11 protein-coding genes are annotated in these 11,778 nt (G+C 54.0%); 6 read left to right on the top strand and 5 right to left on the bottom strand.

Features of this window, described 5'->3' with window-relative positions; genetic code table 11:
• The first annotated feature begins 14 nt into the window (after positions 1 to 14).
• A complete protein-coding gene (gene mglC / locus L6H98_RS23910; protein ID WP_236420192.1) occupies positions 15 to 1,034 on the top strand; it encodes a galactose/methyl galactoside ABC transporter permease MglC in 1,020 nt (339 codons plus the stop codon).
• 177 nt (positions 1,035 to 1,211) lie between these two features.
• Here the strand turns inward: mglC and L6H98_RS23905 are convergent, their stop codons facing one another.
• On the bottom strand, positions 1,212 to 1,541 hold the full coding sequence (locus L6H98_RS23905; protein ID WP_236420191.1) for a hypothetical protein: 330 nt from the start codon (positions 1,539 to 1,541) through the stop codon (positions 1,212 to 1,214).
• Positions 1,542 to 1,740: 199 nt separating this feature from the next.
• Here L6H98_RS23905 and L6H98_RS23900 point away from each other — a divergent pair, with 199 nt between their 5' ends.
• Positions 1,741 to 3,315: an ATP-binding protein gene (locus L6H98_RS23900; RefSeq protein WP_236420190.1), complete on the top strand. Its 1,575-nt coding sequence runs from the start codon at positions 1,741 to 1,743 to the stop codon at positions 3,313 to 3,315.
• A 91-nt stretch (positions 3,316 to 3,406) separates the two neighbouring features.
• Here L6H98_RS23900 and L6H98_RS23895 read toward each other — a convergent pair whose 3' ends face one another.
• The 3 genes from L6H98_RS23895 to L6H98_RS23885 are packed head-to-tail and all read right to left on the bottom strand — an operon-like array spanning position 3,407 to position 7,500.
• Positions 3,407 to 5,230 carry an ABC transporter ATP-binding protein gene (locus tag L6H98_RS23895; RefSeq protein WP_236420189.1) on the bottom strand — a complete coding sequence of 608 codons (1,824 nt, stop codon included), beginning with the start codon at positions 5,228 to 5,230 and terminating at the stop codon, positions 3,407 to 3,409.
• Positions 5,223 to 7,031, bottom strand: coding sequence for an ABC transporter ATP-binding protein (locus tag L6H98_RS23890; RefSeq protein ID WP_236420188.1), 1,809 nt, complete (start codon positions 7,029 to 7,031; stop codon positions 5,223 to 5,225). The genes L6H98_RS23895 and L6H98_RS23890 overlap by 8 nt, the downstream gene beginning before the upstream one ends.
• A 34-nt stretch (positions 7,032 to 7,065) precedes the next feature.
• Positions 7,066 to 7,500, bottom strand: coding sequence for a MarR family transcriptional regulator (locus L6H98_RS23885; protein ID WP_236420187.1), 435 nt, complete (start codon positions 7,498 to 7,500; stop codon positions 7,066 to 7,068).
• 280 nt (positions 7,501 to 7,780) lie between these two features.
• Between L6H98_RS23885 and L6H98_RS23880 the strand changes: the two genes are divergently transcribed.
• From L6H98_RS23880 to L6H98_RS23865, 4 genes are all read left to right on the top strand, one after another.
• Positions 7,781 to 8,710: an NUDIX domain-containing protein gene (locus tag L6H98_RS23880; protein ID WP_236420186.1), complete on the top strand. Its 930-nt coding sequence runs from the start codon at positions 7,781 to 7,783 to the stop codon at positions 8,708 to 8,710.
• A gap of 106 nt (positions 8,711 to 8,816) precedes the next feature.
• The gene (locus L6H98_RS23875; RefSeq protein WP_236420185.1) at positions 8,817 to 9,308 is read left to right on the top strand and encodes an NADAR family protein; all 492 of its coding nucleotides are present in this window, start codon (positions 8,817 to 8,819) and stop codon (positions 9,306 to 9,308) included.
• A gap of 5 nt (positions 9,309 to 9,313) precedes the next feature.
• Positions 9,314 to 10,210: a TIGR02452 family protein gene (locus L6H98_RS23870; protein WP_236420184.1), complete on the top strand. Its 897-nt coding sequence runs from the start codon at positions 9,314 to 9,316 to the stop codon at positions 10,208 to 10,210.
• A 36-nt stretch (positions 10,211 to 10,246) separates the two neighbouring features.
• On the top strand, positions 10,247 to 10,669 hold the full coding sequence (locus tag L6H98_RS23865) for a macro domain-containing protein (RefSeq protein WP_236420183.1): 423 nt from the start codon (positions 10,247 to 10,249) through the stop codon (positions 10,667 to 10,669).
• Positions 10,670 to 10,792: 123 nt separating this feature from the next.
• On the opposite strand, the gene L6H98_RS23860 is transcribed toward L6H98_RS23865, so the two are convergent.
• A complete protein-coding gene (locus tag L6H98_RS23860; RefSeq protein ID WP_236420259.1) occupies positions 10,793 to 11,743 on the bottom strand; it encodes an iron-hydroxamate ABC transporter substrate-binding protein in 951 nt (316 codons plus the stop codon).
• Between the last annotated feature and the right edge of the window lie 35 nt (positions 11,744 to 11,778).

Below are 11,778 nucleotides of genomic sequence, written 5' to 3'. Positions count from 1 at the left end.
CGGGAGGGAAACCGATGAACACACCAATCGTGAACCAGGTCAAGCAATACGTGACGCAGCGGGCCATCTTTATCGTGCTGATCCTGCTGGTCGTCGGCATCGCCATTGCCGATCCGAATTTCCTTGCATTCTCGACATTGCGAGACATTTTGCAGCAGTCGTCCACTCGGGCCATCATCGCGCTGGGGGCGGCATTCATTCTGATTACGGGCGGCGTCGATCTTTCTGCAGGCCGGGTCGTCGGCCTGACTGCCGTGGTCTCGGCATCCATGCTGCAGGTGGATGAGTACGCCAACCGTTTCTTTCCCGACCTGCCGCATTTGTGGGTAGGAATACCGATCCTCGTGGGCATCGTGGCCGGTTTGGCCGTTGGCTTGGTCAACGGCATCATCGTGGCGAAGTTGAACGTGCCGCCGTTCATTGCTACGCTCGGCACGATGGTGGCGGTATATGGACTGAACTCGATTTACTTCGATACCGAACCGAACCAGTCGCAGCCGATCGGCGGGCTGCGTCCCGATTTTACCGTTATCGGTTCCGGGTATATCGATTTGGGCGGAGGGTACTCGATCCCGTACATCGTGTTGATCGCCATAGCGATCGCCCTTGTCTGCTGGGTCGTGTTCAACAAAACACGTCTCGGCAAAAACATGTACGCCATCGGCGGCAACATTCAAGCCGCACATGTATCCGGCATTCACGTTGCACGCAACCTGGTGGCGCTGTATGCGATCGCGGGTGCGTTGTACGGACTCGGCGGGGTGCTTGAGGCCGCCCGCACCGGTGGTGCCACGAACAACTACGGCAACATGTATGAGCTGGATGCTATTGCCGCTTGCGTTGTCGGCGGCGTATCGACCGCCGGAGGGATCGGCACCGTGCCCGGCGTCATGGCAGGGGTCCTCATTTTCGGCGTCATCAACTATGGTCTGACCTTTATCGGCGTGAGTCCGTATTGGCAGCTTATTATCAAAGGTTTGATTATCGTCGCCGCCGTTGCGTTCGACATTCGCAAATACGTAGCGAAAAAATAGCTGGATGCACATTCATGCCTTCGTTATACCTAAATATTAGGTCCGGATGATCAAGATAGCCATGGATTGAAACACCTGCATATCAAAAAAGGCGAAATTCCATCCCGGAATTCCGCTTTTTTTGCCTGCTGCTCGGTATGATTTCCGTTTATGCGGCTGGCCTTCCATCCATAACTCTCAAAAGAACCAATCCAGGATGAGGATTAGGGGGCCGATCAGGCAAAAAGCCAGCATTAGCCCGGACAGATAATAGGAGAGACCTGTTCCGTAATGAGAACGGTGCTTGCGCGCAAGCCAGAAAGCCGGAACCCAGAATATCGCAGCTGCCAGGAAGGGATAATGCAGTCCTTGGTTGCCGTTACTGTACACAGGCACGCCCATAAAATGAAACAGGTGATGACTGAAGGAAATGTGATCATGGCCTGTAGGCAGATTGAACAACAGTCCCAGGAAAATGATCAGGAGCGAAAGCGAGCCGATACCCAGTTTTTTGTGTTGAAGCGTCATGAAATCACCTCAATACATATATTACCATAATGTGGTGCAACTTTGCCTGAAGCTTGCGGTTGTGCATGATTACGAATTTGCCCATCTTCCAATAATCGACAACATTAGCTAATCATACTCGATATAATACATGTGAATGAGGTGTTAGGTAGAAGCATTTATGGTCAAAGGGGGCGAGGCGGGTTTGCTGAGCTATAAGATGAAAATGATAATTTTTCCGGTGGGATGTTTGCTTGTGATCCTGTCCTCTTCTTACCTGGGATACACCTCCAATCTCCGGCTTACCATTTTGGCCGGATTGATCTTTATGGCAAGCATCTGTGCAGAGCGGAAATATCCGGCATTGCGTTTGGTGCAATGGATTTTTCTGGGGACATTCCATTATTTCAGCGAACTGGACTGGTGCAGCCTGCTTTACTACATGCTTATTTTGTCGATGATCGAGAATAAACAGCGTGTCACTCACACGCTGCCGATTTCCATGCTGCTGATGTTCCAATATACCATAATTCGGCTCAGTTATACGCCGACAGGCTCTTACACGGCATTAGTTTCGTTGTTTGACATATTAACGGTAATCGTCGTTATTGTTTTGTACCATACGTTGACCAGAAGCGAGGCGGAAAAACGCCAATTGCGGGAACGAAACTTTTTTCTGGCCCAACATGACCCGCTGACAGGGCTTTTGAACTATGAAGGATACATAACCGCATTGAATCGGACCGCTGCGGAACAACGTCCGTTTTTGCTGATTTTGCTCAGTATTCAGAATTTGAACGGCTTTCATCGAGATGGTGAGGATCATTGGAGCACTGTCATCAAAAATATCAGCGTTAGCATTACGCAAGCGTTCCCGGAAGCAGCGGGCATATCCCGATACTCCGGGGACCGGTTCGCGATCATTTTGCCTGAATTGCAGTGTGCCGAACATGTCAAAGAACGGTTAAGCCACCTGCTTGATGCGGATTTCGGTCCATTGCAGGTGGTCTACAGCATTGCCGAATATCCAGGCACCGCAGAGTCATTGCAGCAATTCATTACGATCGCGGAGGACGGGTTGCTTCAGCAGCAGCGCAACAAATGGATACAGAGCGAGGAAGAGCTTTTCCGCTCCGAAAGGCTGCGCGCGGTAGGCGAACTCGCGGCCGGCATGGCTCACGAAATTCGAAACCCGCTGACAGCGATCCGGGGGTTTCTTCAGTTGTCCCGCGGACAGGCCTATAACATTGCTCCGTGGTATGAAGTCATCATGAGCGAGGTTACGAGGGTGACGGATCTCACGGCCGAGTTTTTGCAGTTTTCCAAGCCTCAGGCCAAACATATGAAACCGGAACAGATCGCCCACTGCCTGGAACGGGTGATGTCGCTGACCGAATCGGACGCTGCTTCGCGGGGGCATCGCATGTATTTGAATATGGTGAACGAGACCATCATCGTCAACATGGATCGGGACAAAATCGTTCAGGTGCTGATCAACCTGATCCGCAACGCATTTGAAGCGATGCATGACCCGGGCGAGGTGCATATCGAACTCTTGCATGCGCCGGAACAGGCGCTGATCTCGATTACGGATACGGGCAGCGGCATCCCGGAGCAGGCCCTGACGCAAATTTTCAATCCGTTCTATACTACCAAGGAAGAAGGGACCGGGTTGGGACTGGCCCTCTGCCAGAAGATCGCGCAGGATCACGCCGGAAAAATTACCGTGCGGAGCGAGGTCGGCATCGGATCTACGTTTACGCTCCATTTGCCGATTGTGGCCGGAGTCTCCTGAAAGGAAACCGAATAACGCCGCATCCGATTCCAAGAGAAATCGGTGCGGCGTTCGTCACGATCTTTTTATGGGCAGATGAAATCAGGTAATTTTAGCTGCGCTGGCTTTGATGAAGCTGATAATAGAATCCGTGCTGGCGCATGAGCTCATCATGCGTTCCCCGCTCCGCGATTTGGCCGGCATCGATGACGAGAATCTGGTCCGCCTCGCGTATGGTGCTCAGTCGATGGGCGATCACAAAGCTGGTTCGTCCCTTCATCAGCGTGCGCATCGCCTCTTGAATCTGCAGCTCCGTGCGGGTATCGATGCTGCTGGTCGCCTCATCCAGAATCAGGATGGCCGGATCGGCCAGAATCGCCCTCGCAATCGTCAATAGCTGCCTCTGCCCCTGACTGAGATTTCCCCCGCCGGCCAAAATCGGCGTATCATAACCATCAGCGAGCTTGCGGATGAATCCATGCGCATTGGCGAGTTTGGCGGCCTGGATAATCTGCTCATCGGTGGCATCAGGTTTGCCATAAGCGATGTTGTCCCGAATCGTGCCTGAGAACAGGTAAGCATCCTGGAGCACTATGCCGAGCTTTTGCCGCAGATGGTCCTTATCAAGCCCGGTGATGTCTTGGCCGTCAATCGTGATTTTTCCGCCTGTAATGTCATAGAATCGGGGCAGCAGATTGATAATGGTCGTTTTGCCTGCCCCCGTAGGCCCCACGAGGGCAATCATCTGGCCGGGTTCGGCCGTGAAGCTGACCTCTTTTAATATTTCCTTCCCGGGATCGTATCCAAACGATACGTGGTCGAATACCACCTTCCCATTAATGCGCTCCAGTTGTTGATCCTGTTCCTCTTCATACTCTCCCGGCGTATCCATGATTTGAAAAACGCGTTCTGCGCCCGCAATGGCCGCTTGAATCAGATTGTACTGGTTCGCGAGATCGTTGATCGGGCGTTCAACCTGTCTGGAATAAGCGAGGAAGCTGACGATCAGGCCGATCGACGTCAGATCGTGATAAGCCATCCAACCGCCTACGGCCGCCAAAATGGCGAAACCGATATTGTTCATGACATTCATGGTCGGACCGACAAGGCCGGATACGGTTTGTGCCTGCGTGCTTGCCGTGCGGAGCTTATCATTCAATTCCTTGAAATGTTTGCGCGACTCCTCTTGTCGATTATAGGCCATGACGGCCTTTTGCCCGGCGATCGTTTCCTGGGAAAAACCGTTCAGCTCGCCAAGCAGCTTCTGCTGCGCCGTAAAATGTTTGCGCGTGCGGGAGGCAATCATTTTCGTAGCAAACATGATCAGCGGCACCGTCACCAGGCTAAGCAACGTAAGGCGAATATCCAGCGCCACCATAATGGACAATGATCCGACCAGCAAAATGGCGCTGGACATCAGTTGGGTCACGCTCTGGTTCAGCGTGGTCGAGACATTATCGATGTCATTGGTGGCCCGGCTCATCAGATCCCCGCTCTGGTTCCGGTCAAAAAAGCGAATGGGCAGCTGCTGCAGCCGGGAAAACAAAGCCTGACGCAAATCTTTGACCGTCAGCTGGGAGACCCCGATCATGACATAGGACTGGCCCCATAACATGAGCGATGACAGGACGTATACCGTCAGAAGCAGCAGGCAGTCTTTGAGCAGTCCGTCCGTCAATTTGGGCACGATGTGCTCATTTACGGTACGGCCAAGCAAGTAGGGACCTACCAGATTCAGTAGGGTGCCCAGCGCCGTGAGCACAAGCGCGGCGATGACGCCTTTTCGCTGACGGCCCATGTAGGACCAGATGCGAAGCAGGGTGTGCCCGGCATTTTTGGCCCGCACTTTGGGCAGCGGCATACGGCCCGGAGGGCCGCCTCTTCCGATTGGCGGCATAACATGCTGCTGGTGCGGCGTAGTCGCTGTTTTAGCCATACTGCACATCCTCCTTTCGCTGCTGGGAATCATGGATCGCCTGATAATGCGGCGAACATTCCAGCAATTGCTCATGAGTGCCGCTGGCCACGATTCGTCCTTCGTCCAGCACGTAAATGCAGTCGGCATCCATCACGGAGGAAATGCGCTGTGCGATCAGCAAGGTAGTCCGGTCCTTCATGAGCGATTTCAAGGCCCGCTGGATGCCGGCTTCCGTGCGCAGATCGACCGCGCTTGTGCTGTCATCCAGAATCAGCACGTCCGGCTGCATCAGCAATGCACGGGCGATCGAGATCCGCTGTTTCTGTCCTCCGGACAGGTTGACGCCGCGCTGGCCGAGCTCTGTGCCATAGCCGTCTTTCAGCTTGGCGATGAAATCGTCGGCTGCGGCGGCCTTGGCGGCGGTTCTCATTTCCGTCTCCGTCGCGTCCGGCCTGCCGAAGCAAATGTTGTCCCGGATGCTGCCGCTGAAGAGCACGGCCTCTTGAAGCACGATCGAGACTCGGCGGCGCAGTTCTTCCAGGTTCCAGTCGCGAACATCGATGCCCCCCACGAGCACCTCGCCTTGCGTTGCATCGTAAAGGCGCGGGATCAGCTGCACCAGCGAAGTTTTGCCCGAGCCGGTGGAACCAAGCAAGGCGACCTTCTGTCCGGGTTCAACCGTAAACGTGATGCCGGACAAGGCATCTGCACCGTCGTAACGGAAGTGAACGTCTCTGAATTCGATTCGGCCTACGTCCGGGTTATGCGTAGGTAAGGAATCACCCTTACCCTGAGGTGTCCTTGAGGCTGCGGCTTCTGCCGCAAGCGGATGCACCCTGGACGCTGCTGAAGAATCGGAGTTGGCTGATCGGATGTCAGGCTCGGTGTTCAGCACTTCATTAATCCGCGCGGCAGATACTTTGGCGCGGGAGAAGCTCATCATCATCATGCCGATCGACGTCAGCGAAGAGAGCACAACGGTAACATAGTTGATAAATGCGATCAGATCTCCTGCAGCCAATCCGCCGCTGGTCACCTGGAAACCCCCGAACCACAGCACGGCCACGACGGTGGCGTTCAGCATCAGGTTTAACACGGGAACGTTCAGGGTGACGATGCGCCATGCTTTGACGGCCGTGTTGGTATAGTCCTGATTGGACTCGTTGAACCGTTCCTTTTCCAGCTTGGCTCGCGCAAACGCCTTGACGACGCGAATGCCTGCCAAATTTTCCTGAAGCACGGCATTCACTTTGTCCAGCCTTTCCTGAACGCCGGCAAACAGCGGATAGGATGCTTTGATAAGAACGTACAGCAGGATGAACAGCACGGGCATGGTCACCAGCAGGATCAGGGCCAGCTTGACGCTGATCGTAAACGCCATGATCACGCTCCCGATAATAAGCATCGGCGAACGAATGAACATGCGCAGCAGCATCTGCACGAACGTCTGCATCTGGGTAATGTCGCTGGTCAGGCGAGTAATCAGCGAGCCTTGCTGGAATCCGTCCAGGTTGCGAAAGGAAAACGTCTGGATGTGGTCGAACAGCTCCTGGCGCAGGTCGCTGCCATATCCGACGGAGGCTCTGCTGGAAAACAGCGTACAGCCTGCACCGCCGACCCAACCGATTAATGCAAAGGCAAGCATAAGCAGTCCCGTGCTTACGATGTGGGACAGGTTGCCTGCCAGCACGCCATGGTCCACGATGCTCGACATCAGCTTTGGTTGAAGCAGGTCCATGGCTACCTCGAGCACCATCAGCAGCGGTGCAAGAATGGCCGCCGTTTTATAGGGGGCCAAATATTTTTTGAGCGTCCACAAGTAGATAATCACCTCATTAAAATTGATGAATGAATCAAAGCTCCTTGAGATTCTGCACCATGCGCTGCACCAGCGAAGACATCAACTCCGCTTCCTCGGGCGTAAATCCTTTGCGCGCATGGCGCTCAAGTTCCTGAAAGGCTTCCCGCAAGTCACGAAGGGCCGCATGGCCGAGATCGGTGAGATACACCCGCAGACTGCGCAGATCGTTGGGGTCCGGTTCGCGGCGCACGTATCCGGCGGCTTCCATGCGTTTCAGCATGACGGTAACGGTGGCGGGGGCACGATGAAGCTGTTCGGCCAGGCTTTTCTGGGTTTGGCCGTCTTCCCGTTCCAGCTTGAAGAGCAGGGGCGGTTGGCCGGGGTACAATTCCGGGTGGTTCGTCAGCATTTCGTGGACCTTGTATCGCTGCAATTTGACGAGTTCGGACATCTGTCCCATTAACCGATCGTTTCCGGCAGGTTTCATAATAGCTCCCATCCTTTTAATTAGTCGACTAACTAAATAATAAGTTTGGTTTGACATATGGTCAAGTGAAAACGCGATTAAAAGCAAAAAATGCCAGAAACCTTGACCTGCATTCTAGGGAGAACAATGGTGTTTTGTACCATAGTTTTGGAATGTAAAGATATCGAGAATTGGAAAATTTGACAGCCGGAAGAGAGGTGTGTTAATTTGTTAATATCATTTTGTTAATAACAAATTGTATATAACAAAATACGATGTTCGTGGATTGGGGTTTTCGTTTATGGAGCATGAAGAGAAATTCGAAGGAAAAGAGCTGGACCGCGGCGATCATGAACGAATGAGCGAGGAGCAGTTTCTGGCGTCGTACGATCCGGCCGATTATGAGCGTCCCTCGGTAACGGTGGATATGCTGGTGTTTACGGTGCGCAGCGAAGTTCAGGAAAATTACCGGAAGCTCGCCGAGCCTGCGCTCGAACTGCTGCTCATCCGCAGGGGAGGGCATCCTTTCCTGGGCCAATGGGCACTGCCGGGCGGATTCGTCTCCATGCAAGAGTCGCTGGAAGATGCCGCAAGACGGGAGCTGCGGACAGAGACCGGACTGGACGATATCTATCTGGAGCAGCTGTATACGTGGGGCGACGTGGATCGCGATCCGCGCACAAGGGTCATCAGTTGTTCGTATATGGCGCTGGTGGACAGCACGGAATTGGAGCTTGAGGCCGGGGACGATGCGAGCGAAGCCGATTGGTTTCGCCTGCAGGAGAGGCTGCTGGAGGAGAAGCGGCATATTCATGAGCGTGGACGCACGTTGGAGCGCAGGGTACAGCTGGTGCTGACGAACGGCACGGAGGAGCTGACGGCGATCGTTGAAACGAAGGAAATGACGTCGGGAAGGGTACAGAGCAGCAGCATGAAAGTCGTGCAAACGGACGGCATTGCCTTTGATCACGCACAGATCATTCATTATGCGCTGGCGCGGCTGCGCTCCAAGGTGGACTATACGGATATTGCGTTCAATTTGATGCCTGAAACGTTCACGCTGACGGCATTGCAGAAAGTGTATGAAGTCATTGGCGGCAAAAAGTGGTTACCTGCGGCATTCCGGCGCAAAATCGCCGATTGGGTCGTCGAGACCGGCGAATATGCGGATCATGGCGGACATCGTCCTTCCCGTTTATACCGGTTGAACCCGGAACGGGAAAACATGTAGACCTGTTCTCAGGAACTCTCAGGAACTCTCAGGAACGGTGATGAGCGTAGGACAACCACACTGAGTATGAGATCAGCAAATCGTTCAAGCAAAGGGGGATAAGAGTATGAGCAAAGAGAGCAAAGAGAAATTTACGTTTTTTTGGCGGACGGCTTCCCCGTTCTCGCAGTGGCATCCCGCCCGTTTCACGGTAAACGGCACGAGTTACTCCAGCGCGGAGCAGTACATGATGCATCAGAAAGCACTGCTGTTCGGGGATCAGGCCATCGCGGACAATATTATGAAGGCAAATTCTCCTTCGGTCCAAAAAAGGCTGGGCAGGCAGGTGGCGGGCTTCGACCAGGCTGTATGGGAAGAACACTGCAGGCGCATCGTTTACGAAGGCAACTACGCCAAATTCACGCAGGACGAACAGCTGCTGAAGGCCCTGCTGGATACGAAGGGAACCACCCTTGTGGAAGCAAGCCCGGATGACCGCATCTGGGGCGTTGGGCTGGCGGAAGAAGACCCGCGAATTCGCAATCGAAGTACATGGAGAGGCAGCAATTGGCTGGGTGAAATTTTGACCCGGCTGCGAGAAGAACTTATAGGGAAGTGATCGAGATGAATACAAACCATAATGGTCTGAAAAGTACGGGACAGCGCGCGGGCCGTGCGCGCATCGCGCAAGAGACGTTAGCGATTCTGGAGGCAGGCGAATACGTGAATGGCTATGATCGCCGGGTGAGCATTGCCGCGGATCTGCAAGAGGCCATTCGAAATTCGGTGTTGTACCGACCGGAGGAATTGCCAAAGGTGAGCGAGCAAGTTCATGCGATGCAGGCGGCCAATTCCACCACTTCGGCAGGATTATCGCATATCGAAGTAACCGGGGAAACGACGCTGGCTGCGGCAGCTCGTCTGATCGTAGGCGAAGGACGACAGGACGCGGCCTGCCTGAACTTTGCTTCGGCCAAAAATCCGGGCGGCGGTTTCCTTGGCGGGAGTCAGGCCCAGGAGGAAAGTTTGGCAAGGGCTACGGGTCTGTATCCATGCATTGCCCAAATGCAGGAAATGTACGAGTTTAATCGTAAACTCCGAACCTGCCTGTACTCGGATCATATGATCTATTCCCCTGGCGTTCCGGTCATTCGGGACGATGAAGACCGTCTGCTCGACCAGTATTATGCTTCCGCGTTTATCACGGCACCTGCGGTCAATGCGGGCGTCGTGAAGGAACGGGGCGAGGCGGATGACGAACGGATTGAAGCCGTGATGAAACAGCGTATTGCCTATATTTTGGACGTCGCTGCAGGGCATGGACATCGCACGATGGTGCTTGGGGCATACGGATGCGGCGTTTTCCGAAACGACCCGTCCAAGGTGGCCGCTTATTTCCATGACGTGTTGATTGGTCAAGGATACGGGAATCTGTTTGACCGGATCGTATTTGCCGTGTATGACCGCAGTCGCGGTCAGCAAACCTTAAAGGCTTTTCAGGAACGTTTGGCCAAAGCCTGACGGATTCGGATTCATGCCCGGAGGAGGGGACCCGCGATGGAATTTCGCGAAATACAACAAGACCTGTTTGCCATGGATGACCGTTACGTTTTGGCCCACTGCATTTCGGCGGACGCACGGATGGGGGCAGGCATTGCCGTACAGTTTCGGCAGCGGTTCGGTCTGGAAAACTTGCAGGAACAGGCCAGGATCGAGCCATTGGAGATCGGGCGATGTTACCGCGTCGGCCGTACTTTGAACCTGGTCACAAAGGCTAAGTTTTCGTACAAACCGACGTATGCTTCCTTTACCCAAGCCGTAGAGTCCATGAGGGATGTCTGTCTCGAAGAGGGGATCGAGAAATTGGCCATGCCGCAGATCGGCTGTGGGCTTGACCGATTGAAATGGGAGAAGGCCAGCGGCATCATTCGCGATGCTTTCGCCGATACAGATGTCGAGATCGTGGTGTGCAGTCTATGACTCGAGGCTCAAAACAACAAAACCTCTGCTCCGTGAGGGGAGGGAACGTGCTTTTTGCATACGCGTTGCACGTTTCCCGCCGCTTCCGGAGAGAGGTTTTTTGTGTTTTCATTGGCCCTGCTGTTATTTCGAGAACATTTCTTTGGCTTCATCCATCGCCATCTGGTTGCCGATGGCGGAGTAGTCGAGCCATGGCTGGGCGCCGATGGTGTATACATGTCCCGCTTTGACGGCTTTCAGGCCTTGCCAGATCGGATTGCTTTGCAGCTCGGCGAACATGTTTTTCGCTTCGTCATCCGAATTCACCACAACGAAGATGGCATCGGCATCATAGTCCGGCAGCACCTCGCGAGAGATGACCCGATAGGGCTTCGAGGTATCCATATCGGTAATCCCGTTGGCCGGGGTCAATCCGAGATCGTCAAACAGGATCGGTCCCATTGGACGAGCTGTACTGAATACGCGCAATTCCTTGGCGGTCACGCGAATGGCCATGACTTTGCCGTCGCCGATCTTGTTATGGATGAGCGATTTCACTTCTTCCGTTTCCTTGGCGTAATGGTCGATGAACGCATCGGCTTCTTTTTCGCGGTTCACCAGTTTGCCTATGGCTTTCAAATGGTCGCGCCATGTTCCATCATCGAGGTTAAAGACGTGAACCGGCGCGATTTTTTCGAATTTGGCTTGATCGTCGCCGGAGAATTCCTCATCCAGGTAGATGACATCCGGTTTCAAAGCGAGCAGGGCTTCCATATCGGGGTCTTTGACCGGGCCCAGGGGCGTCGTGTTCTGCAAACGGTCGACCACATGGGACAGGAAGGCTTTGGCCTCGCCGCCAATAACTGAACCAACGGGCGTAATGCCCAATGCGAGCAAGTCGTTGGTCAGGTGGATCGACATGGACGCGATGCGTTGTTCGCCGGTGGAATCGTAAGCAGGACGGTCACCCGCTTGTCCCGAGGAGGCATTGGAAGAACGGTTGTCGGCAGCGTTGGTTGACGTGCCTGCATTGCCGCATGCTGCCAGCAGAAGCAGCAGGACGGCGCATATGGATAACATCAGGTTTTTCTTGATCATGGATATTCGAAATCTCCTTGGTTTCATTGGAA

Origin of the sequence: Paenibacillus sp. JJ-223 (genome assembly GCF_927798175.1) — a bacterium.
Taxonomy (GTDB): Bacteria; Bacillota; Bacilli; order Paenibacillales; family Paenibacillaceae; genus Paenibacillus; species Paenibacillus hubeiensis.
This window is presented reverse-complemented; position numbering and strand designations above follow the sequence as displayed.